General features: G+C 42.9%; 20 protein-coding genes. 14 read left to right on the top strand and 6 right to left on the bottom strand.

What is annotated here, in order from left to right; all coding sequences use genetic code 11:
- The first annotated feature begins 45 nt into the window (after positions 1-45).
- The 3 genes from gyrA (at position 46) to ACO067_RS23825 (ending at position 4,408) form a co-directional block, all read left to right on the top strand.
- Positions 46-2,601: a DNA gyrase subunit A gene (gyrA, locus tag ACO067_RS23835; RefSeq protein WP_421879421.1), complete on the top strand. Its 2,556-nt coding sequence runs from the start codon at positions 46-48 to the stop codon at positions 2,599-2,601.
- Between the two features lie 38 nt (positions 2,602-2,639).
- Positions 2,640-3,809, top strand: a complete 1,170-nt coding sequence (locus tag ACO067_RS23830) for a tetratricopeptide repeat protein (RefSeq protein ID WP_421879418.1) — start codon at positions 2,640-2,642, stop codon at positions 3,807-3,809.
- Between the two features lie 206 nt (positions 3,810-4,015).
- Positions 4,016-4,408: a hypothetical protein gene (locus tag ACO067_RS23825; RefSeq protein ID WP_421879415.1), complete on the top strand. Its 393-nt coding sequence runs from the start codon at positions 4,016-4,018 to the stop codon at positions 4,406-4,408.
- Here ACO067_RS23825 and ACO067_RS23820 read toward each other — a convergent pair.
- The gene (locus ACO067_RS23820) at positions 4,405-5,151 is read right to left on the bottom strand and encodes a toxin-antitoxin system YwqK family antitoxin (RefSeq protein WP_421879411.1); all 747 of its coding nucleotides are present in this window, start codon (positions 5,149-5,151) and stop codon (positions 4,405-4,407) included. The genes ACO067_RS23825 and ACO067_RS23820 overlap by 4 nt on opposite strands.
- A 77-nt stretch (positions 5,152-5,228) precedes the next feature.
- On the opposite strand from ACO067_RS23820, the gene ACO067_RS23815 reads away from it, so the two are divergent.
- Together ACO067_RS23815 and ACO067_RS23810 are read left to right on the top strand one after the other, a co-directional pair.
- Complete coding sequence (locus ACO067_RS23815; RefSeq protein ID WP_421879408.1) at positions 5,229-5,927, top strand: TIGR04283 family arsenosugar biosynthesis glycosyltransferase; 699 nt, start codon at positions 5,229-5,231, stop codon at positions 5,925-5,927.
- On the top strand, positions 5,928-6,659 hold the full coding sequence (locus ACO067_RS23810; protein WP_421879406.1) for an MBL fold metallo-hydrolase: 732 nt from the start codon (positions 5,928-5,930) through the stop codon (positions 6,657-6,659).
- On the opposite strand, the gene ACO067_RS23805 is transcribed toward ACO067_RS23810, so the two are convergent.
- Entirely contained in the window at positions 6,656-7,324 is a 669-nt protein-coding gene (locus tag ACO067_RS23805) for a uracil-DNA glycosylase family protein (RefSeq protein ID WP_421879403.1), read from the bottom strand. The genes ACO067_RS23810 and ACO067_RS23805 overlap by 4 nt on opposite strands.
- Before the next feature lie 19 nt (positions 7,325-7,343).
- Here ACO067_RS23805 and ACO067_RS23800 point away from each other — a divergent pair, with 19 nt between their 5' ends.
- Both ACO067_RS23800 and ACO067_RS23795 read left to right on the top strand, forming a co-directional pair.
- Positions 7,344-7,937 carry a pseudouridine synthase gene (locus tag ACO067_RS23800; protein WP_421879400.1) on the top strand — a complete coding sequence of 198 codons (594 nt, stop codon included), beginning with the start codon at positions 7,344-7,346 and terminating at the stop codon, positions 7,935-7,937.
- 82 nt (positions 7,938-8,019) lie between these two features.
- Entirely contained in the window at positions 8,020-9,306 is a 1,287-nt protein-coding gene (locus tag ACO067_RS23795; RefSeq protein WP_421879397.1) for an alpha-amylase family glycosyl hydrolase, read from the top strand.
- Between the two features lie 2 nt (positions 9,307-9,308).
- On the opposite strand, the gene ACO067_RS23790 is transcribed toward ACO067_RS23795, so the two are convergent.
- On the bottom strand, positions 9,309-12,404 hold the full coding sequence (locus ACO067_RS23790) for an ATP-binding cassette domain-containing protein (protein WP_421879394.1): 3,096 nt from the start codon (positions 12,402-12,404) through the stop codon (positions 9,309-9,311).
- A 121-nt stretch (positions 12,405-12,525) separates the two neighbouring features.
- Positions 12,526-13,338 (bottom strand): hypothetical protein, encoded by an 813-nt coding sequence (locus ACO067_RS23785; protein ID WP_421879391.1) that lies wholly within the window; start codon positions 13,336-13,338, stop codon positions 12,526-12,528.
- 377 nt (positions 13,339-13,715) lie between these two features.
- Here ACO067_RS23785 and ACO067_RS23780 point away from each other — a divergent pair, with 377 nt between their 5' ends.
- From ACO067_RS23780 to ACO067_RS23770, 3 genes are read left to right on the top strand one after another with little or no spacing between them, the layout of a single operon-like run.
- Entirely contained in the window at positions 13,716-15,074 is a 1,359-nt protein-coding gene (locus ACO067_RS23780) for an efflux RND transporter periplasmic adaptor subunit (protein WP_421879388.1), read from the top strand.
- 17 nt (positions 15,075-15,091) lie between these two features.
- Positions 15,092-16,435, top strand: a complete 1,344-nt coding sequence (locus ACO067_RS23775; protein WP_421879385.1) for an ABC transporter permease — start codon at positions 15,092-15,094, stop codon at positions 16,433-16,435.
- A complete protein-coding gene (locus ACO067_RS23770) occupies positions 16,428-17,897 on the top strand; it encodes a TolC family protein (RefSeq protein ID WP_421879381.1) in 1,470 nt (489 codons plus the stop codon). The genes ACO067_RS23775 and ACO067_RS23770 overlap by 8 nt, the downstream gene beginning before the upstream one ends.
- Positions 17,898-17,948: 51 nt before the next feature.
- Here ACO067_RS23770 and ACO067_RS23765 read toward each other — a convergent pair whose 3' ends face one another.
- The gene (locus tag ACO067_RS23765) at positions 17,949-19,181 is read right to left on the bottom strand and encodes a tetratricopeptide repeat protein (RefSeq protein ID WP_421879377.1); all 1,233 of its coding nucleotides are present in this window, start codon (positions 19,179-19,181) and stop codon (positions 17,949-17,951) included.
- Positions 19,182-19,314: 133 nt separating this feature from the next.
- Here ACO067_RS23765 and ACO067_RS23760 point away from each other — a divergent pair, with 133 nt between their 5' ends.
- The 4 genes from ACO067_RS23760 (at position 19,315) to ACO067_RS23745 (ending at position 21,450) form a co-directional block, all read left to right on the top strand.
- On the top strand, positions 19,315-19,740 hold the full coding sequence (locus ACO067_RS23760) for a VOC family protein (RefSeq protein ID WP_421879374.1): 426 nt from the start codon (positions 19,315-19,317) through the stop codon (positions 19,738-19,740).
- 5 nt (positions 19,741-19,745) lie between these two features.
- Positions 19,746-20,216 carry a DUF6495 family protein gene (locus ACO067_RS23755; RefSeq protein ID WP_421879372.1) on the top strand — a complete coding sequence of 157 codons (471 nt, stop codon included), beginning with the start codon at positions 19,746-19,748 and terminating at the stop codon, positions 20,214-20,216.
- Entirely contained in the window at positions 20,216-20,701 is a 486-nt protein-coding gene (locus tag ACO067_RS23750; RefSeq protein WP_421879369.1) for a hypothetical protein, read from the top strand. Before ACO067_RS23755 ends, ACO067_RS23750 begins: the two co-directional genes overlap by 1 nt.
- Before the next feature lie 62 nt (positions 20,702-20,763).
- Positions 20,764-21,450 carry a TlpA disulfide reductase family protein gene (locus ACO067_RS23745; protein ID WP_421879365.1) on the top strand — a complete coding sequence of 229 codons (687 nt, stop codon included), beginning with the start codon at positions 20,764-20,766 and terminating at the stop codon, positions 21,448-21,450.
- 1 nt (position 21,451) lies between these two features.
- Here ACO067_RS23745 and ACO067_RS23740 read toward each other — a convergent pair whose 3' ends face one another.
- Complete coding sequence (locus ACO067_RS23740; RefSeq protein WP_421879361.1) at positions 21,452-22,435, bottom strand: bestrophin family protein; 984 nt, start codon at positions 22,433-22,435, stop codon at positions 21,452-21,454.
- Positions 22,436-22,569: the final 134 nt, after the last annotated feature.

The raw sequence follows: 22,569 nt of genomic DNA, 5'->3' as shown, positions 1-22,569 counted from the left end.
CTTAAATTGCGACTTGTTTTTGAGGTAAACTTTTAAAGATTTTTCATGTCAGACGATATTGAAAATTTGCCTGAGGATGAATCAGGATCAACCGGTTCCGGTAGTAACATTATCCCAATTAATATAGAAGACGAAATGAGAGGAGCCTACATTGATTATTCAATGTCGGTGATCATTTCCAGAGCCCTTCCAGATGTCAGAGATGGTCTTAAGCCTGTGCATAGACGTATTCTCTATGGAATGCTGGAACTTGGGGTCAACTATAACAAGCCGTATAAGAAATCTGCTCGTATTGTTGGTGAAGTTTTGGGTAAGTATCACCCACACGGTGATAGTGCTGTATACGACACCATGGTGCGTATGGCTCAACCCTGGTCGCTCCGATATGAGCTGGTAGATGGTCAGGGAAACTTTGGTTCTGTAGACGGTGATTCACCTGCGGCCATGCGTTATACAGAGGCCAGGCTGAAGCGTATTGCTGAGGAAATGCTCTCTGATATCAACAAAAATACCGTTGATTTCTCTCCAAACTTTGATGATTCCCTCAAAGAACCGTCCGTACTGCCTGGTAAGTTGCCTAACCTGTTGCTCAATGGAGCAAGTGGTATCGCCGTAGGTATGGCGACCAATATGGCTCCACACAACCTGACTGAAGTAGCTGATGGTATCGCTGCCTACATTGATAACAATGACATTTCTATTGATGAATTGACCCAATTCATCAAAGCACCAGACTTCCCAACTGGAGGTATTATCTATGGATACCAGGGAGTGCGTTCTGCTTTCGAAACCGGCAGAGGCAGAGTAGTCATTCGTTCGAAAGCAGAAGTGGAAACGCTCAAATCTGGCAGGGAACAAATAATCGTTACTGAAATACCTTATTTGGTCAACAAGGCTTCTATGATTGAGAAGACTGCACAGTTGATCAATGAAAAGAAAATTGAAGGTATATCTGACATTCGAGATGAGTCAGATAGATCTGGGATGCGTATCGTTTACGAATTGAAAAAGGATACCATTCCCAATATCGTCCTCAACAACCTTTACAAGCAGACACAGCTTCAATCCTCCTTTAGTGTCAATAACGTGGCTCTGGTAGGTGGTAGACCGAAGACGTTGAACCTTAAAGACCTCATTAAGTATTATGTAGAGCACAGACATGAAGTGGTCATCCGCAGGACTCAATATGAGCTGGAGGAGGCCGAAAAACGTGCTCACATTTTAGAAGGTTATCTGATTGCTCTTGATCATTTGGATGAAGTCATCGCATTGATTAGAAGCTCCAGAGACCCAGAGATTGCTAAGACGGGCTTGATGGAGAAGTTCTCACTTTCTGAAATTCAAGCACGTGCGATTCTGGATATGCGTTTGCAGCGACTTACAGGTCTGGAACGCGAAAAAATCCAGAAGGAATACGAAGAGATCAAAGAACTCATAGAGGAGTTGAAAGCCATTTTAGCTGATGAAGGCAAGCGAATGGAGATCATCAAATCAGAACTGCTGGAGCTTAAAGATCGCTATGGTGATGAACGTAGAACGTACATCGAGCATGCAGCTGATGAGTTTACTGCTGAAGATATGATCCCGGATGATGACATGGTCATCACCATTTCTCACGAAGGATATATCAAGCGTACTCCACTGATTGAGTATAAAACTCAAGGAAGAGGTGGCGTAGGTTCAAAAGCGGCTACATTCAAAAATGATGACTTCACCGAGCATCTGTTTATCGCTTCTAACCATAATTACTTACTGATCTTCACGGAGTTTGGTAAGGTGTTCTGGCACAAAGTGTGGGCTATTCCTGAGGGTAGTAAAACCTCCAAAGGAAGAGCGATCCAAAACCTGATCAACATCGAGGCGGATGACAAAGTACGGGCAGTCATCAATGTGATCAATCTGGATGATCCTGATTACATCAATAACAACTTCCTGGTCATGTGTACTGAGCGCGGTACCATTAAGAAGACATCACTGGAGGCGTATTCGCGTCCTAGGCAGAATGGGATCAATGCTATTACCATAAATGAAGGTGATAAGTTGTTGAATGTGCGCCTTACGAATGGAGACAATCACATCGTGATTGCATCTAATGGAGGTAGAGCCATTAACTTCCATGAGTCTGATGTACGACCAATGGGAAGAATGGCTGCCGGTGTGCGTGGAATCAATATGAAAGAAGGCGAATTTGTGGTTGGCATGGTCTGTGTAGATCACAAACAACCCGCAAACCTGTTGGTTGTCTCTGAGAATGGGTATGGAAAGCGCTCAGACTTCTCCGATTATCGCATGACCAAGCGTGGTGGAAAAGGGGTGAAAACCATGAACATCACAGAAAAAACGGGTGCTTTGGTAGCCATAAAGGATGTGGAAGAAGATGATCATTTGATGATTATCAACAAGTCTGGAATTGCTATCAGAACGGAAGTAAGCAGTCTGCGCATAATGGGCAGAGCAACACAAGGAGTGAAATTGATCAGACTGAATGACAATGATTCTATCTCAGCCGTAGAAAAAATTTCTAATATTGAGGAAGAGGAGGTAGAACCTTTGGATGGTGAAGACACCAACGAAACAGGCGAAACTCCTACCGAAGAATAAACTAGTATAAGATCGTAGACAATAGAAACTGAGTAACCATGAAATTTAAACAGACATTTTTATTCGTATTTGCCGCAGTACTAACACTATCGGCTTATGCACAGAAAAAGCCGAAAATCAATAAGGCAAACTCTGCCAGGGAGAGTGGAGAACTTGCAGAAGCAAAATCAATCATTGATGCTGCAATAGAGCATGAAAAGACAAAAGACGATGCTAAAACCTGGTATTACAGAGGGTTGATTTACGCAACATTGGATACAACTTCCAACGAGCAATTTTCAGGATTGACGGACAATGCCCTTGAAGAAGCTACTAAGGCATTCGATAAGGCTTCTGAATTGGATCCGGATGAGAAAGGCCTTTATGTAACTGGAGATATGGGTATTCCTGTGTTGATGGACCAGCAAGTAAACGGCTACTACTCTTACTACTACAATACGGCTGTTGAAGCATTCAGTAGCAATGAATACGAGACTGCAGTGAGCAACTTCGAAAATGCTGCATATATCATTAAGGACGATACCGGGGCTGTTGTGAATGCAGCTTTTGCAGCTCATAATGGAGAACTGTATGATGCTGCAATCAAAAACTATCGTGCAGCCATGGATAGAGGAGCTCAGAGTATCGATTTGTACTACAATCTGCTCAATATCCTTGTTGCAGCTAAGAAAGACAATGACGCTGCATTGGCTTTAGTAAACGAAGGGTTGGAAAAATTTCCTAATGATCCAGTTTTGACAAAAAACAGAATCAACCTGCTGATCAACATGGACAAAGTAGAGGACGCTAAAGCCGACTTGAAAAATGCAATCAAAGCAGAACCGGAAAATCCAGATTTGTACTTCACTCTAGGTGTTTTATTAGAAGAGACAGAAGATATTGATGGAGCAATAGAGGCTTACAAAAAAGCGATTGAAGTAAAGCCAGATCATTTCGAATCAAACTTCAACTACGGTGTGATTCTGATCAATGCAGCTAATGATGTAATCAAAGAGGTAAATAACCTGGGTATGTCAAAAGCGGATCAGAAGAAAGCGAGAGAGATGCAGCCAGTAATCGAGGACAAGCTAAAGGCGGCACTTCCACAGTGGGAGAGAGTATATGAGATCAACCCGGATGAGGTTCAGGCGATTGAAACACTAGCCTACATCTACAATCAGCTGGGAATGAAGGAAAAATACAAGGAAATGTCAAGTAAGCTGAATTAATGGTTAGCTTCTAGCATTTGGAAAAAGCCAATGGATTTGATCTATTGGCTTTTTTTTATACTTTTACCACACCTCTCGTCAGCTAGTTAAATATCAACCACCACGATAAACACCTGTTCGATTGGAAATATTCCTGTTGGCTGCTGTCAATAGTGATTGGTTTCTCGGGCATGGTAAACTTTGTGAAATATTTAATCAGCCCTAAAATGATGTCCAGCATCCGCATAGCAGCGAAAAGTATTGACGATCTCAATCTGATATACAAGAAAATCAAGAAAGACTTTCAGGCCAATGACTCCATCAAGCTCAACCAGGAGACACTTGAATATGAACTCTTTTTAAAACGGTTTGAATTGGATGGATCGCTCAAAGCTATCTGCAATAAGGTCATAGATACCGACGACCTGATGGATGATGGGTCGGTTTTTGATGGGTTTAGTCAGAGTAAGCTAGTGTCCATGATGGCTGCAGACAAAGTAGCTATGCCCTGGAGGCCACTGAAAGCGGTCTGGGCGGATTTGTCAGAAGTAAAGAGAAACGCCTGTTTTCAATATTTCTGCGATGAACTTGAGTTGACCACAGAGTCTCCAACCGTTTAGTTCAGTAGGCTTTTTGGAATTGCCTTTACCGCGACATATGGATTTCCTGCATTGGTTCTGGCTGAGCAGATGACCTGATCTCCTGCTTTCAGGTTTTCCAGTTTTGCGTAGTGATACCCGTCAGTTGATGGAAGCGGAGTGACGTAGGTAGAAGATGTATTTAGGAACGTGCCATCCTCCAATTGGCCAATGTAGAACTGCTCTTTGGTGCAGTTATCGATGCTGAATTTCAGAATATCATCGTCACGATAGATACCTGATTCAATGTGTATGACACTCTTTTCCAGGCGATCACCAGACAGTGCATATTCCTCCAGGCCAATTCCTTTCATATTGCGTTTATAAGGGATTTTGGCTTTGACACTGCCATTTTCGAAATACGTGGTACGAACACCGGTGATCTTGTTGTCAGAATAAGGAGTAAGTGCGTACAATGCCCCACTTTTATAATACTTTTCTGACTTTCCTTCTCTCTTGCCATTGATGAAGTGCATTTTGAGCAGGATCTCACCATTTGGGTAATACATAGTAGCATCTCCATGCTTAATGCCATTGTTGTAGTTGATTACTGTTTTTACGTCTCCACTAGGATAGTAAGTGGTGTAGGAGCCATTTTTGATGTCTCTCTTAATCATTTGGGCATCTCCGTTCCGGTCTTTTAACAGTTTGTAATCAGGTACGAATATGATGGTCAGCAGGATGCCACCAAGGAATAACCAAAGAAGATTGTAATACTTAATCATAACGGAAGGAGCTTTTAGATCAAATCTAATAAAGAATTTAGTTCGTATGTTGGTTTTGGTTTAGATTGAGACCTTTCATGGAGCTAAGCATTATCATACCTACGTTAAATGAAGCTGATACCATCGGGCAGTTGCTGGACCTCCTTACCACTCATGGTCAACGTAAGTCATTTGAAATCATTGTGGTAGATGGTGGTAGCCAGGACGGTACCCTGGAGTTAGTAACATCTTATTCAGGAGTTTCGCTCATCAGAACGGAGAAGGCAAGTCGTGCACACCAAATGAACAAAGGAGCAAAATCTGCCAAATCCGATTTGTTGTATTTTGTTCATTCGGATGTAGTCTTGCCTGATTCCTTTTATGAGGACATTCAATTGGCATTATCTAGCTCTTTCTATGGCGGTTACCGCTACCAATTCGATTCGGGGACACCACTACTGAAAGTCAATGCTTTTTTTACACGGTTTCCAATGATGTGGTGCCGTGGAGGTGATCAGACGCTTTACATCACACGTTCCTTGTTTGATAAGCTAGGTGGATTTGATGAGTACTATTGTGTTATGGAAGATTTTGATTTGCTCAGAAGAGCTGCTCAAATAGCTAAATATCACATTATTCAGAAAGACGTCATTGTTTCAGCTAGAAAATATCACGGTAATGGATACTTCAAGGTGCAGCTAGCCAACCTAAATGCATTTAGAATGTTTAATCGGGGTGAAGATCCTCAAAAGATCCGAAGTTATTATAAATTGGCTCTGGGACTTAAAGACTATTAAATGAAACTCACTGTTCTTGGATGTGGAGATGCTTTTGCCTCTGAAGGAAGATACACAACGAGTTTTCTGGTAAGTGATGAGCAAACCAATCTCCTGGTGGACTGTGGAGCTTCAACTCTGATTCGCCTGAAGCAATTAAACATCTCTCCGGAGGCTATTGATGTAATAGTGATTACCCATTTTCATGGTGATCATTATGGAGGGATACCTTTTCTGATTATAAGCAATAAGGTACAACATGATCGGAAAAGACCTATGAAGATTGTTGGGCCAAAAGGAGTGCGGGAAAAGGTTTATCAACTACAAGAAGCACTGTACCCAGGAACATCTACTATGCTAGACGAACTGCCCATAACTATTGAAGAGTACGGTGAGGATTTTGTACAAATTGCTGAATCGATTGAGGTGCGGGGACTATCAGTGACTCACTCTCCACCTTCCAATCCCCATGGTGTTCAGGTGAAGTGGAATGATAAACTGTTTGGTTTTTCAGGAGATACAGAGTGGGATGATCATTTGATTGATTTAGCCACTGGTACTGATCTGTTTATTGTCGAGTGCAATAATCTTTGGCAAGATTCACCAGGTCACTTGAGTTATAGAACTATTATGGATAGACGTGATGATTTTCTTACCGGCAGATTGTTATTGACTCACATGGGTTCAGAAGTAATTAATGAACCAGATCTGGGGATTGAGCGTCTTCAGGATGGAATGGTGCTAGATTTCTAGAAACCCAATACCTTTCTGTATTCATCAATGAATTCCTGTTTGCGCTTCAGTCGGTATTGCATAACCCACCTGGGATGAGGTACAGGCAAGATCTTTTCAAATAATCCAAACTCTTTGTTAAGTAAGTGCAGAAACTTGATGTTGGTGCCCTTTCCAATGCTATAGGCCACTTTTCTATTGATTGGTAGGTCCATTTGTTTCTCTATCTGCTTCCTTGCATAATCGAAGAATAGCTCTTTGTAGCCTTTGATATCATAGTAGTTCAGGTTTTTGCCATCCTGCACGAATCCCAGAGGAGAGACCGAAGAAATGTAATACCGCGCATAAAAGGTTTCTGGACCACCACAGGCTTGGATCATTTCGTAAATGAACGAACTGGATAGTTCTGCTCTCTTGTCCAGATTATTGGCAATGCCACAAACCACCTCCATGTGTACTGGATCTGTAAAGGGCACTCCAGTCAATCCACCACCAAATCGTCCCGGATTAATCCCAAAAAGTATAGTGCGTTCGTTGTGATCGTTGTAATATTGATGGTAGAACTGTCGGGTAAGATTCCAGGCATCCTCGTCATTATAAGGATTAAGTATTTGGATAGTATTGTCCAAACCTGCAGGAGGCTCAAGGCCTTGATAGAATGTGAGAATTTTATCGCATACAGTCATGAAAGTGAAGATATAAGCAATGGCGCGAACCAAAAACTATTTCATCATATATAAGCCCTTTAAGGTGCTTAGCCAGTTTACCAGTGAGGATGGAAATCCTGGGCTTGGCTCTATTTATTCACTACCCAAGGATGTTTATCCGGTTGGAAGGCTGGATCTGGACAGTGAGGGCTTACTCATTCTCACAAATGACAAGCAATTAAACGGCGCATTGCTCAATCCCGAAAACGAACATCGGAGAACGTACTGGGTAGAAGTGGAGGGTGTTCCAGATGATTCGGCCCTGGATCAGCTGAGATCAGGTGTGGAAATCAACGTAAAGGGGAACTATCACACTTTGCCCTGTGAGGCCAAAATCATTAATGCACCTGATGTGGCCGAACGACAGCCACCAGTGAACTATCAGAAGCATCCGGTAAGAAGCTGGGTGGAAATTCGTCTCATTGAAGGAAAAAACAGACAAGTGCGCAAAATGACTGCCAAGGTGGGGCATCCTACACTGCGCTTGATACGTGTGGCAATCGAAGACCTACATTTGGCACCACTTCAGTCAGGAGAGATTACCCAGATATCCGAAAAAGTACTTTATAAAAAATTACACCTTCCCATTTAAATACACCCATATGACTTTCAATAGATGCTTGATTGCAGCCATTGCATTCTTACTTTTCGCATGTTCATCAAATCCCAGCCACATGAAAAACCTACCCAATGTACAACACCCCGCATGGGTCAAAGATGCCGTGATTTATGAGGTAAACGTACGTCAATTCACACCAGAGGGAACTTTCAGAGCATTTGAAGCTCACTTACCAAGATTGAAAGAGCTTGGAGTGGATATTCTCTGGCTGATGCCTATTCATCCAATTGGAGAACAAAACCGAAAAGGAACCTTAGGATCTTATTATGCTGTGAAGGATTATCGAGCGATAAATCCTGAATTTGGTGATGCAGATGACTTCAGGCATCTGGTTGATGCGATCCATGAAGCCGGAATGAAAGTAATTATTGACTGGGTGGGTAATCACACCTCCTGGGATAATGTGCTTACCAAAGAGCATCCGGAATGGTATAAACATGACTACAAGGGAGATTTCATTCCGCCTATTGGATGGGACTGGTCAGATGTAATCGTGTTGGATTATGAACAACAGGGTCTGCAAAAATACATGCTGGAGACTATGGAGTATTGGATTGATGAATTCGAAATAGATGGTTACCGGTGTGATGTGGCTGGCTATGTTCCTACTGATTTTTGGGTGGAAGTCAGGAGAGCCCTGGAAGATATCAAAGACGTGTTCCTGCTTGCCGAATGGGACGACCGTGCCATGCACTACGCGTTTGATATGACTTATGCCTGGGAATTGGAAGAAGCCATGCAGCAAGTAGCTCAAGGCAAGAAAGACGCTACGGCTATCAATGCATATATCGCCAAGGTGATCAATAGCACCCGGCTTACGGAGATACAAATGACCCATACGACCAATCACGATAAGAATTCATGGGAAGGAACTGTGTTCGAGCGATTTGGAATGGCAGCAGAGACTTTTGCGGTACTAACCTATGCCATGGAAGGTATGCCACTTATCTATGGAGGTCAGGAAGTAGGTCTTAAAAAACCATTGGCTTTTTTTGAGAAGGACCAAATTAGCTGGGGAGATCATCCCTTTAATTCTCTGTACGCTAGATTGAACAAGCTGAAGAAGGATAATCCTGCTTTATGGAATGGTGAGTGGGGTGCACGAATGCTTCCTTTAAAGACATCTAACCCAAGTCAGGTGAATGTGATCTATCGTGAAAAGGAGGGAAATAGAGTGTTGGCACTATTTAACTGTTCTCCTGATCCTGTGACCTTCACCATCTCAGATAAGCTCTTTGGTGGCACTTATAAGAGTTTCAAAGGTAGGAACACAGTAGAACTAGACGAGAGTGAAGAAATGCAGCTAGGGGCGTGGGGTTATGAAATCTACACGGCTCGTTGACATTACTTTTTCCTTCCACTGAACAAGTGAAGGATTTTGCGAAGTGTGTCGTCTAGTAGGAGGAAGTAAAGTGCAGTGATCATTAACCAGAGCATCATCACGTTGAATAACACCGTGTCAATAGCATAGCCCGCAATGATTTTGACGGGAGCGTAGAAGTGGGCACGACCAAAGTTATTGTACGGGTCCATGTAGATGGGATCTTTCTTCTGAATCAATCGATCGTCTGTCTGAATGATCATGTTGAATTCATTTCGGTTCTCAACCAGGTCGGACACACTCTCACTGAAATGATCTTGTTTGATTTCATAGAAACCATCCTTCCCATATACTTTGCTTAAGGCAGTGTATACAGAGTCTTTCTTTTGTGCGGCCAGTTCGTAGCGTTCCTGGAAGAATTCCTGGAGATTGTCCAGGTAAGTTAGGTACCTCTGGCCCACAGCCGTGCTGAACAAGTCTGGCTCAAACGACCCAATAAGAGGAAAGGCACGAACGTTGTACTTTTCTATCAAATAATCATTTTCATTCTTAATGATGGTAAACTCCTGGTTATAAGCTACATAGTTGCTACTGTCTCGTACAATCTGTTTCGTCATGGCTTCCAACCTTGGAAGCAAATAGGAGCGATTGTAGCTATATTGACTCATCTCTTTCTCATGCTGGAAAAAGTGCTCCTCATAGTCATTGTACTTAAACTGTGCCACAGATAGTGCTTCATAGGCCCATCTGGAAGCCATCACATCACCCACCAATGGTACATAAGATTGCTTGGCAATACCCTTGTGTAGCTCGTCAAACTTGATCATAGCACCCCCCAGCAATAGCTGCGGAACCAATATAAACGGTATAAGAATGTAAATGGTGATGATGGAGTTTAAGGCTGAGCTGATATTGAGACCTACCATGTTGGCAAAACAAGAGGTGGTAAACAAAATCATCCAGTAGTAAAGTGTCATTCCCTGAATTTCCAGGACATAGTTGCCTACTAAGACGAAAGAAAGTGTCTGGATGCCTGATAGACCAAACAAGAAAAACACCTTGGAGTTGATATAAGACATCCGGCTTAGGTTCAGGAACGATTCTCTTTCCAGTATGCGCCGGTCTTTAAATATCTCTTCTGCGCTGATGGACATCCCCATGAATAGCGAGACCACCACTGCCATAAACAGGTAAACAGGTAGGTTCTTATTGTCAGCAAAAATGTATTCGCCTTCGGGATTGTATTTCGAAAAATACCCCAGAATAAATGCCAGAACCGGCGCTTCCAGTAAGTTGATCAGAATGTACTGCGTATTAGTCAGTTTGGCCAGAAGGTTTCTTTCCGAGAAAATCCTGAACTGCTTTAACTGATCGGGAATATGGAAGTTAGTAGGAGGTAGTCGTTCTTCATACCTGATTTTTTGCAGCTTACTCTCCAGGTAGGTCTTGTATTTCTGATACCATGCTCGTGGTGGTACTCTTCGAATGTGCGTCGTGTTCCCGGCATCATCGATCTCATTGGCTTCAATAATCTGGAGGATCTGCTCAGGTATAACATTGCCACACTTGGTGCACTCACTCTCTGCTGCGTTGACCTGAGTGCTCATGGTTTTGAAGTAGACTACTGCGTCAATCGGGTTGCCGTTGTAGATTGGGAAACCACCTTTATCTAGAATCCACAGTTTATCGAACAGCTTGAATATATCTGAAGAGGGTTGGTGGATGATCGAAATGACTAGCTTTCCTTTTCTGGCCAAATCTTTCAGAAGCCACATCACCTTCTCCGAATCCATAGAAGAAAGGCCACTGGTAGGCTCATCCACAAATAGCACGGATGGTTCACGCATCAGTTCCAGGGCAATGTTGAGGCGCTTTCGCTGGCCACCACTGATGGTCTTGTTTAGCGGATCACCAACTTTCAGATCCTTTATCTCCAGCAGGTCCAAATCTTCCAGCACCTTGTTAACCGTCTTATCCAACAATGTATTGGAGAAGTCACTGAAACAGATTCTGGCATTGTAATACAAGTTTTGATAGACGGTAAGCTCTTCAAAAAGCATATCATCCTGAGGTACAAAACCAATAACACCTTCATGACTCGCCTTGTGTATGGTGTGGCCGTTGATATGGATTCGTCCACTAGTAGGCTCGATTTTGCCATTGAGTAGGTTGACCAGCGTAGACTTACCCACACCACTTCCACCCATAATACCAATGAGATTGCCAGATTCCTCATAGAAGGAGAACTTCTGAATTCCCTTGTCGGTGCCTTTGAAATGATATTCCAACTCGTCACCGACCATGACTATTTTTACCTTATTTTTCTCCTGAACGAATTGTCGGATGATCTCCGATTCATAAATCGAACGGATGTTTGGTCCTTTAATGATCGTGCCAGGATGCAAAATGTAGAAACGCTTTGGAATGATCTTATTTCCTTCCAAAAACAAGTTCAGGGGACCAATATACTTGAACACGTAGGTGTCCACAGACTCGATGTACATCACGATGATCTTACCAAACAAATTCTCCACGTACATGTGGTGACATTCGGTAGATCCATCGACTTTTTTACGCTTTTTGCGCATCATCCAAGCCACTTCTTCAGGCCATTCAGTCATCTTATTGTCGATGATCATGGCTTTATGTGGGTCTACGCTTTTGCACTCCGGCTCCAGGATGAAGTACTTCAGGTTATTGATCTCTTTTTGATCAATGTTGAAGTTCATAGCCACTAGTGAGATGAACTCTGCTTCCCGATCAATGACCTTTTCGTCCGTGTTAATCAGTTCTAAAAGCTGCAGGAAAACAATGATGCGTTCTCTAGCTAACAACTCCTTGTTCAATTGGTTACAAATCTTGGCTACCTGCAGTATGCTAGTAGAGTCAATGCCCAGCTGTTCTTCTTCATCGTCTTGGGTGGGAGCATTGCTTTCCTGGTAGAAGGATAAGTAGTCGTAGTAGAGTTTGAGGTATTCGGTGGTTACCTCATTATTAAATAGTCTGGAGAGGTAGGGCTTGACCACTAATTCGCCTGAATCTACCACGTCATGATCTTCCTTTACGCTTTCGATAATAGCGAAAAGATGGACAAGCGCGTTAATTATAGATTCAGTCATAAGCGGAATAAAAAAACCGTCTTGATTATCAGTCGGAGGTCAACAAGTGTGTTTCACGAGGAAATTAAACCAGAACGACATGAAAAACCAAGACGGTTTTGAATCAATAGGTCTTTAATTATCAACCAACGATCTCGTTTCGCATTTCAGCGATGCTGTTAGCTACATCTTCAAACTGTCCCTGGCTGATTTCTCCAGACTCTCCCAATTGATCGTAGAATAACCCTACATATCTAAGCGTAGGAAGTACCTTTTTCACATTGGTGTCTTGAGCGTGTTTTTCCATCAGCGCAGTTAGTTTTTGCACCTGATCTTTCTGAGCTGCTAGCACTTGCATCAAGTCTGCGTTGTAGTCGCTTGCTTTGATAAGCTCCGAAGTGATGTATAAGCCTTCGATCACACTTCCAGAAACTACCAAAAGAGAAGTCTTTTCATCACCAGATTGGTTCAGGTAGTTGTAGGTCTGGTAGAATGATTCCGTAATGATCAAAATGAGAGAATCTTTGTTCTCAAGATTATTCTCAATTCTGGTAGCCAACGACTTGTTGAAAGCGGTGGTGATGTTTAGTTCATCAATCAACTTTCTTGATGCTTCCAAAAACGCAACAGACTCTTCTTTTTTATCAAAAGTACTGGAGTAGCTCAAGTCAGCACCATAAACCCCAAGGTTCAGCGCTTTTTTCCACTCAGTTTCATACTTATCTACATTATCTGCATTATTGGTGATTGCCTCATCGTATGATGCATTTGCGTCCTGCAACATCTTGGTCACTTCAAATGAGGTAGGGATTGGATATTCGAATTGCTCTTCTACAAATTCTTCTAATTCTTGTTTTTTCTCGGCAGCTTTCTCAGCGTCTTTTTTACTATTGCTGCAATATGTCAGAACCACACTTAAAGCAACAAGCAAAGCAATATTGACTTTTTTGTTCATAGTAATGTTTCGGTTTTTGGAATTCTATAAAGTGTTTCAAAAATAACACCTTGGCTGTCGATATTTAGAATTTTACCAAGATATTTTATGCACATCGGGTTTTTACTTTAACCAGCGTTAACCAGTACAAGGATGCCCAAATTAGACCCAAGGTTGTTTTTAACACACGGAATTGGGCCACTTTAGGTTGTATGATAGTGAGTCTGTTCACATTTTTTATGAGGGAAGATTTCCTTTTGGAATAACATCTGACTTACTTAGGCGTTAATAACTAAATAATTAGTCAAAGATTTTTACTGAGTGGTTTTTAACGGCTTTGGATGGTAACTAAAGTTGAACTTCACAGTATAGTTTTGCAAGAGAATAAAACCTAACTAATGTTAAAAAACAAAAGAAACATCGCTATTGGGGGAGTTGTACTTGTACTGCTCATTTCCTTTTTTGTATTTGGCAACTCTGGGGGCTCAGAAGCCACCGACATCATTGTGCCAGTAGAAGAGGGACAATTCGTGGTAGACATTAACACTACCGGGGAACTTGAGGCAAAGAATTCAACCGAAATCACCGGCCCAAATCGCCTTCGAAACTATCGAATCTATCAGGTCAATATTCAGGATATAATCGACGAAGGTACTTACGTGGAGAAGGGACAGTACATCGCCCGATTGGACCCTTCTGAACTAAACAACCGAATGAAGGATTCGGAACTCCAGATCGAAGAACAGCAGTCTGAATACACACAAGTAGAATTGGACACTACACTCCAGCTAAGGGAAGCACGCGATAACCTCACCAACCTGGCGTATGCTGTTGAAGAGAAGAAACTAGTTTTCGAACAGTCACAGTATGAGCCGCCGGCTACCATCAAGCAAGCTGAAATCGAATTCGAGAAGGCAAAAAGAGCATTGAAACAAGCTAAGGAAGCTTATCTGATCAAGCAAAGACAGCTTGGTGCACGCATGAAGGAGGTTTCTATAGACTTGAGACAGGATCAGCTAGAATATGACGGAATGAAAGAGCTGCTCAGTCAGTTTACGATTACCGCTCCAGAGTCTGGAATGCTTATTTATAGAAAGGGGTATGATGGGCGGCCCATCAAGGAAGGAAGTCAGATTAGTGCCTGGGACCCGGTGGTAGCCACATTGCCTGATTTGTCATCGATGAATTCCATCACTTATGTAAACGAAGTTGATATCCGGAAAGTAAGTGTTGGTCAGAAAGTGGATATCGGTCTGGATGCCTTTCCTGATAAGAAACTATCCGGGGTGGTGACCAGAGTGGCCAACGTGGGTGAGCAGCGACCAAATTCGGATGCTAAAGTGTTTCAGGTAACGATCGAATTAGACAAAGTAGATGGTGATTTACGGCCAGGGATGACCACTAGCAACAAGATTTTTACCCAGGTCATAGAACAAGCCGTTTCTATTCCACTGGAAGCCCTCCATAGTTTTCAGGATAGTATTACCTATGTCTATAAGCAAACGGGAATGAACTATCAGCGACAAGAGGTACAGATTGGGGCCACTAATGCAGATAGAGCGGAAATCTTGCTAGGACTGTCTACAAGCGACGAGGTGTATCTGTCAGCTCCGAATGGAGATATCGAATCAGCTGATGATATCAAACTGCTGGCAGAACTGAACGGGAAGCGCAATCTGAAAAAAGAAGAACCTAAACAGGATACACCAACACCTCCAACAGGAAGAAAAGGTCGCAGAAACAACCCCAACTCATGATTCCTCAGAAGATTTTAATGAACTTATATATCGCCATTGAGGCGGTATTGGCTAATAGAATGCGGTCAGTACTGACTGCTCTGGGGATTATTTTCGGAGTAGCAGCCGTAATTGCCATGTTGGCGATCGGTAATGGGGCTCAGCAAGAGATTTTAGAACAGATCAAGCTAGTAGGTGTCAATAACATCGTTATCCGGCCGATAGTGCCTCAGATGGAAGAAAATCTGGCGGATGAAGAAAGTCAGAAGGAAAAGGAAAAGTGGTCTCCAGGACTGAACAATCAAGACATAACATCCATTAAGGAAACCATACCAGGGATCTCTAAAATAAGTCCTGAAATCATTCTGGACACCTATTTGATCAACAATGGAATTCGACGAACGGCTAAACTAGTGGGTGTAGAACCCAGCTATTTCGACATTTTCAACTTCAAGTTGAACAAAGGTAAAATGTTCAATGAATATCACCTGGAGCATGGAGAACCTGTCTGTATCATTGGTAAGAGTATCAAAGCCAAGTTTTTTCCTACTGAAGATCCCATAGGAAAGTACATTAAATGCGGGAACAACTGGCTGAAAGTTATCGGAATGTTGGAAGAACGGTTGATTTCCAGTAGTAGCATCTCCAACCTCGGGATTCGGGATTACAACATGGATGTGTACGTGCCCATTCAAACCATGCTTGTTCGCTACAAGAACCGGGCATTGGTGACAGAAGAAATGCTTCGAACAGCCAATCGTGGTAGCTCTGGAAGAATAGTCATCATCGGTGGTGAATCAAATGCCAACGAAAATAAAGGATCTACGAACTATCACCAGCTAGACAGGCTCGTGGTGCAGGTAGAAGAGTCAAGTCTTATGACACCAACCGCCGATGTGATTAGCCGAATGCTCACTAGAAAGCATCAGGATGTTGTTGATTTCGAAATAGAGATTCCGGAATTGCTGCTGAAGCAACAGCAAAGAACCAATGATATTTTTAATTATGTACTTGGAGCAATTGCAGGTATTTCATTGCTGGTCGGTGGTATTGGTATCATGAACATCATGCTGGCGTCCGTACTGGAGCGAATCAAAGAAATCGGGCTGCGGCTATCACTAGGTGCCAAGAAGTTTGACATTGTCAATCAGTTCCTATTTGAAGCTATGATGATCAGCGTCACAGGAGGTTTAATAGGAGTGATCCTCGGTGTGACTATCGCTATGCTCGTTTCGGCATTGGCAGAAATACCAACAGTCATCACGTTTACTTCAATCATTCTTTCATTTGGAGTGGCTGCTGGTGTGGGCCTAATTTTTGGCATTGCACCTGCGCGAAAAGCTGCTTCTCAAGATCCAATACAATCATTAAGATATGAATAGGCTCATTATAATTACTCTGGCGTTCATTTTGGCTTTGCCAGCTGCAAAAGCACAGGTGAAGCTATCGCTAATGGATGTGATAGAGCAAGCTAAAGAACAATCACCCTCGGCCAAAGCCGCCGAGACCAGAAAGAAGAACTTCTACTGGCAGTACCGTAGCTTCAGGTCAAACTATAATCCATCACTGAACTTGTCGGGTAACCTGCCGGGCTACAACCGGGATTTCTTCCAGGTATCGCAGGATGATGGTACGTTTGCCTACCGAAGTAGAGAGCAGCTCTCATCTAGTTTGAATCTGGGGTTGATCCAACCGATTAGTTTCACTGGCGGGGAAATCAGTGTGAACAGTACACTGAATCAATTCAATGACTTGAATGCCGCAGACACGGAAATCAATCCTATATACAATACTACCTTGTTTAATATCAGGCTGGTACAACCCGTCTTTGGATTCAATGATTTGAAATGGGATAAACGGACAGAGCCTCTTCGTTATGAGGAGTCCAAGCGGTCTTATGTGGAGGAAATGGAAGCTATTTCTTCTGAAGCTACGAGGAGATACTTTGACTACCTGGATGCACAGATCAACTTGCAAATTGCCGAGTTTAACCTGGCCAACAATGATACCATCTTCAATATTGAGCAAGGCCGGTACAATATTGGAACTACCTCTAAGGATAAATTGCTTCAGGTGGAGCTGCAGTTGCTTAGATCCCAGCAGGATGTAGCACAAGCAAAACTGGATCTACAGACCTCACGGTTGGCTCTGAGAAGGTTTATTGGTTTGCAGGATTCAAGCTCCAATGTGCTGGAGCTGGGATTACCTGATGTATTGCCAAAGTTTGACATTCCATTGGACAATGCCCTGTCTTATGCCAAGCAGAACAGAGCTGACTACATAGAGTTTGAGCGAAGAAGGGTAGAGGCCAACAGGGATGTGGCTCAGGCAAGAGCACAGCGAACCCAAACCAACCTGGTCGCTTCTTTTGGTTTGAATAACGCGGCGGCATCCATTCCTGATACCTATGTAGACCCTAACAACCAGCAGCGGGTAAACCTGACATTGTCAGTTCCAATACTTGATTGGGGGCGAACCAAGTCGCGGGTGCAGACAGCACTTGCTAACCAGGAACTTACCCAGTACACTTTGACTCAGGAAATTCAAAACTTTGAGCAGGAAATAATCACACTTGTGAGCCGCTTTGAAGTATTGAGGTCCCAGGTGGAGATCACTAAGAAGTCTGATGAAGTGGCTCAGGAGCGATATGAGGTAGCTCAGAGTCGTTATTTGATTGGTAAAATCGATATCACGAACCTCAATATTGCCTTGACAGAAAAAGACAATGCCAGAAGAAGCTACATCGGTGCGCTTAGGTCATTTTGGACGGCCTATTTTGATCTAAGAAGACTGACTTTGTATGACTTTGCCAATAAGGAACTATTATATCAGCTAGAAGACTAAATCGAATTATTTAGTGTTAGTAACAAGGAAGCCCGACCATTTGGTTGGGCTTCAGTCTTTAACAGGAAGGCTGCGAACCACCAGGTCTGGAGCGCCTTCATAGACCCCCTCGTTGTACGCATCCCATCCACTATTGCTGATATAGTACATGATGCTATCCACCAAAACTCCCTGGGTAGGTTCTCCTTTGTCGGACAGGTTTTGATCAATTACCTGTACAGCAGATACTTCCCAGTCGCTGAGAGTTATTTTGAAAGTACGTTTTGGAGTGGTGCCGTTTTGAAAGCAATACAGTGCTTCATTAGCATAGAGAAGTCCATCCGTCCCTTTATCAGAGTAAAGTCCTTTGTTGTCCAGTTTGGTTAGTTGTTGAGATTTGGGATCATATAGGTGCAAACCGAGTATGTAATCAGAGATGACTAGTTTTCCATCCACTTCAGCCATACCCTGTAGGTTGATGAGTTGGTCTGACAAATCAGCATAAACCTGAGCGCCATTTTTGGTAAGTGAATAGATTTTATTTCCCAAACCATCAGAAGCTAAGACCAGGCCATTTTCTGTGGTGATCAGATCCCCCAGTATAGCATCGGGTACTTCGTACTGAACCTTTACTTTGCCACTTGATGGATGGATGGCGAGCACTGACGATTTGTTTTTTAGATTATCGGTATAGTCATTGATTTCAGGGAGTGCTGCCGTGCATATCCAGATAAGATCCAGGCCATAATCGATCCCCATTACTCCGTAGACCGTAGGGTTTTGCTCATAAGAAACCACTGTTTCCAATTTGCCATCATCATAAGAGTAAAGCGATCTGGAGGTAACGCTTCCGAATAGAAAGTTTTTGGATTTCGAATTGTAGCCAATTGACTCAAAATGATCCGTTTCCTGACTTAAGGAGAAGGCGGAATCAGTCGTTTCAATCGATTTGTTCAGATCACTTACGTAGTTTTTCAGAGCCTTGAATTGAGGGTTGTCTTTGATTGAAATGAAATCCATGTCTTGCATGTAATCCATTGTGGCATTCATGGATAGATAGCTTTTTAAGGCACTGATGCTTTTGTCAGGATGATTATTCACAGCATAGGCAGCGGCTATGTTGTATGCAAGGATCGGATGGTTTGGTCTTAGTTCATTGGCTCGCTTGGCATATTGTAAAAACTTCGGAAAATCCTTTTGCTTGTAAGCATCCAGGCTCCAGGCGTAATAAGTCCGTAAACTGTCTTGAGCGGATAGCTGTAGAGCTGCAATAAGTGTGACTGTAGTGAGTAACTGCTTAGTCATGATAGATAGTTGTCCTTTTTTTGGGAGAATAACAACCAGTAACCACAAGACCCTACTTTTTAGGGATGTTTCTTTTATGATCTGAGAAGGAAGAAAGGTTGAAATCGCTAAATTCGCCAAAAAAATACAAGACATGTCAAAGCCTACTCCGTTTCATCTGGCCGTACCTGTATATGATTTAGTGGAAACACGTGCTTTTTACCGTGATGTGCTCGGTTGTGAAGAAGGGCGAAGTTCCGATCATTGGGTGGATTTCAATCTCTTTGGGCACCAATTTGTGATTCATCTGAAGCCTAAAGAGGAGCAACCAACTCTCCATCACAATCCTGTGGATGGACACGATGTGCCTGTACCACATTTTGGAGTGGTGTTGGAAATGCAAGCCTGGGAGGACCTGGCGGATGATCTGAAAGCGAAAGGAGTAAAGTTCATCATCGAGCCGTACATTCGGTTTAAAGGAGAAGTGGGAGAGCAGGCTACCATGTTTTTCAAGGACCCTTCGGGCAATGCACTGGAGTTCAAAGCATTTGGTGATATGTCACAGATCTTCGCGAAATAATGGCCGTGCAAGCCAAATACCGAGAGCTGACATCCTCAGAACTAAAAGAACTCGAAAAGGAGTTCATCGACTACCTGATCGTCAATGGGATCACTGCTGAGGATTGGGTACGCATTAAGGAAGCAGAAAAGGAGAAGGCTGAGGATATCATCACATTGTTTAGTGATGTGATTTTGGAGGGTGTCTTAAGAAAGGTGAAGTTTTTGGAAATCCGCTCCAAATCGGACGTGAGGGCTTTCCAATGTCTGGAGCAGAAAATGGTGTTGGTAGGCATGACTACTGATAATCCCGAAATAGACTTTACAGATGAGGCCTTCTTCTCCAGGCCAGTATCCAAAGAAGGCATCAAAGTGTATACCACCGAAAAGGCTTATACCTCGGTAAGAGAAGAAGAACTCTTCAAGATGATTCAGAGTGGCTGCCAAATGTCTGATGGTCAGAGTTTTAAGGCGATTAGTTTAGCGTTGGTGGAATAATGGAACAGACCAATAAAATCTTTCGCTTCATTACATTGCTTGGAGCTGTTACCGTATCAATGGTTCTGTTGGATTATTTGCTACCCGCCAAAGAAATTACAACAGTTGTTAGAGGAGGTAGCGCAGGTATTGAGCGAAACAATAGAGGAAGAAATGTGGAAACACATTACCGAATTCTCACCAAAGACTATGATGCATTCCCTGTGTACAGCAAGGATGATCTAATAGTAACAGTTGGTGATTCGGTAATAATTGGGGAGAGTCTGCTGCTTCAGGAGCTCAAGTATCTGAAAGATCCTCAGTCAAGCGAATCTGTCATTCCTGCTATTGGGATTTATTCATATTTTTCCATTACCATACCACTTTTATTGTGCTCCACTTTATTCGGGTTTCTATATTGGAATAAACCACGAAAGCACGCCAGTCCGGTTACTTTTACTTTTTTTCTGATAGGATTTGTCTTGTTTATCATCAACTATTTCTAACGATCACATCAAAAATCCATTTCCCTCTTTGATGAGATGGTGGATTGAGTCAGATTAGTTATTTGAAGCACTTCTTCATATCAGTTGAGTGTTATATATTAGAGGCATTAATAAAAGACATTCAAATGCGCCTTGCCTTATTGATTGCTGCCATAGTATTTATTGCATTTACATCTACCGCTCAACAGATATGTTTTGAGGAGTTCAGAGAGAAAATAGCCGACCCCAACTGGAAACAACTTAGAGCAACGGAAGATGAACAGGTACGCGATTCCCTCCAGAGAAAACGCTGGCGTTTTTTTGATATGCTAATAGGTTGTCAAATGCCGTACTTTGCTGGACAATTGATGAATCAAGAAAAAATCACATCAGATGATCTGAAAGGTAAAATAGTGGTCATGAACTTTTGGTACATTGGCTGTAAGCCCTGTGTAGCGGAGATGCCCGCATTAAATCGACTTGTTGAAGCATACAAGGACAAAGATGTTGTTTTTTTGAGTTTCGCTGCGAGTGGTCGTGGGGATATTGAAAATTTCCTTCAAAAACGTGAGATGGACTTCCTAATTATTCCTGGTGCAAATGAATTAGCTAAGCCATTTATGCCCACTGGAGGATATCCTACTAATTTGGTTTTTGATCAATCAGGAAGTTTAGTGTTTGGTGGTGAAGGGGGGTATGTAGATGAGCGAGCCAAGACGGCCATCTATGATGAATTAAGTCCAATAATCGATGACCTTTTGGCGGACTGAATCACATCAAAAATCCATTTTCCTCTTTGATAGGTCCGGGGATGTTGTCATCACCGATCATTTCGCGGATGTCGATCTCTATTCCCCTCGAAATCTGAGTGATGGGCACATCATTGTAAGTGCCTTCAAACGGGTTTTCTGAGTAGTCGCCAATCTTTTCCATCAGGAAAAACACCCAGATGATCAATGCGGAGAAAATAGGACTTACCCAATAGACCCACTCCGCTGCATTCATGAATACATCCACAATACCAAAAGGCACCAAAGCAGCAAACACATAAGTGATCCAAAGGGCTGTGGAAGCATATTGCCTGGGAAAGGGAAAGTTCTTGATGCGTTCGGCTTTTCCCTGATTGTCATAAAAGTCCTTGACCAGGTCAAAGAACTGCATGTGCCGAAAGTGTTCAAAATACCCCTGATCGTGAAGTTCTTGCAGTCGAGCGGATTGGGTCTTTAGAAGCTGTGTTGCTTTGTTGGTTTTGCCTTCCAAAGCTGCTATTTCGGTAGGAGAGATGTAACTGGATAGTTCCGCATCCAACTTGTTGTTATAGCTCTCACAAATGGTCGGTACGTAATGACGGAGCCTTTCATCGGTGTGTTCCCATGGTTTGCTCAGTCGGAGTTGATGCCTGAGGGCTGTCATCCAGGCAATGTGTCGATGGATCAATTCCTTCTTCACCTCATGGTCTTCCTTTCCTTTGATAAACGATACCACAGCAGCAGCAAAGGACCGACTGCTGTTGACAATTGCCCCATAGATCTTGCGAGCTTCCCAGGTGCGGTCATAGGCAGAATTGTTTTTAAAGCCCAGGTAGAACGCTACAGCGATACCAATCACAGTCACAGCACTCCAAGGCAGGTGGATTTGGTTGCTCAGGTAATGCGAGAGCGCAAAAACGGCAGTGCTGTAGACAAGGCCAAAGATAAATGGTCGCTTGGACCAGTTGAAGGTCATCCAAAAACCGTAGTTGCGTCTGGTGTACATGGTAGATCGTTTGGTGAGTGAGCTAACTAATTTAGTTCATTCCTTGTATTACCGACCTATTGAGGCAATTGAATTATTAATAGAACAAAAAAGCCACCGAGACCGAAGCGTCTTGGCGGCTTTTCAATGCAATA

It is taken from the genome of Marinoscillum sp. (assembly GCF_965229915.1).
GTDB lineage: Bacteria > Bacteroidota > Bacteroidia > Cytophagales > Cyclobacteriaceae > Marinoscillum.
The sequence above is the reverse complement of the archived record's forward strand: the minus strand, read 5'-3'. Positions and strand labels throughout refer to the sequence as shown.

Excerpts from the sequence above, each read along its gene's own strand:
- gyrA (WP_421879421.1), top strand. The coding sequence starts at position 46 with ATGTCAGACGATATTGAAAATTTGCCTGAGGATGAATCAGGATCAACC.
- ACO067_RS23830 (WP_421879418.1), top strand. The coding sequence starts at position 2,640 with ATGAAATTTAAACAGACATTTTTATTCGTATTTGCCGCAGTACTAACA.
- ACO067_RS23825 (WP_421879415.1), top strand. The coding sequence starts at position 4,016 with ATGATGTCCAGCATCCGCATAGCAGCGAAAAGTATTGACGATCTCAAT.
- ACO067_RS23820 (WP_421879411.1), bottom strand. The coding sequence starts at position 5,151 with ATGATTAAGTATTACAATCTTCTTTGGTTATTCCTTGGTGGCATCCTG.
- ACO067_RS23815 (WP_421879408.1), top strand. The coding sequence starts at position 5,229 with ATGGAGCTAAGCATTATCATACCTACGTTAAATGAAGCTGATACCATC.
- ACO067_RS23810 (WP_421879406.1), top strand. The coding sequence starts at position 5,928 with ATGAAACTCACTGTTCTTGGATGTGGAGATGCTTTTGCCTCTGAAGGA.
- ACO067_RS23805 (WP_421879403.1), bottom strand. The coding sequence starts at position 7,324 with ATGACTGTATGCGATAAAATTCTCACATTCTATCAAGGCCTTGAGCCT.
- ACO067_RS23800 (WP_421879400.1), top strand. The coding sequence starts at position 7,344 with ATGGCGCGAACCAAAAACTATTTCATCATATATAAGCCCTTTAAGGTG.
- ACO067_RS23795 (WP_421879397.1), top strand. The coding sequence starts at position 8,020 with ATGAAAAACCTACCCAATGTACAACACCCCGCATGGGTCAAAGATGCC.
- ACO067_RS23790 (WP_421879394.1), bottom strand. The coding sequence starts at position 12,404 with ATGACTGAATCTATAATTAACGCGCTTGTCCATCTTTTCGCTATTATC.
- ACO067_RS23785 (WP_421879391.1), bottom strand. The coding sequence starts at position 13,338 with ATGAACAAAAAAGTCAATATTGCTTTGCTTGTTGCTTTAAGTGTGGTT.
- ACO067_RS23780 (WP_421879388.1), top strand. The coding sequence starts at position 13,716 with ATGTTAAAAAACAAAAGAAACATCGCTATTGGGGGAGTTGTACTTGTA.
- ACO067_RS23775 (WP_421879385.1), top strand. The coding sequence starts at position 15,092 with ATGAACTTATATATCGCCATTGAGGCGGTATTGGCTAATAGAATGCGG.
- ACO067_RS23770 (WP_421879381.1), top strand. The coding sequence starts at position 16,428 with ATGAATAGGCTCATTATAATTACTCTGGCGTTCATTTTGGCTTTGCCA.
- ACO067_RS23765 (WP_421879377.1), bottom strand. The coding sequence starts at position 19,181 with ATGACTAAGCAGTTACTCACTACAGTCACACTTATTGCAGCTCTACAG.
- ACO067_RS23760 (WP_421879374.1), top strand. The coding sequence starts at position 19,315 with ATGTCAAAGCCTACTCCGTTTCATCTGGCCGTACCTGTATATGATTTA.
- ACO067_RS23750 (WP_421879369.1), top strand. The coding sequence starts at position 20,216 with ATGGAACAGACCAATAAAATCTTTCGCTTCATTACATTGCTTGGAGCT.
- ACO067_RS23740 (WP_421879361.1), bottom strand. The coding sequence starts at position 22,435 with ATGTACACCAGACGCAACTACGGTTTTTGGATGACCTTCAACTGGTCC.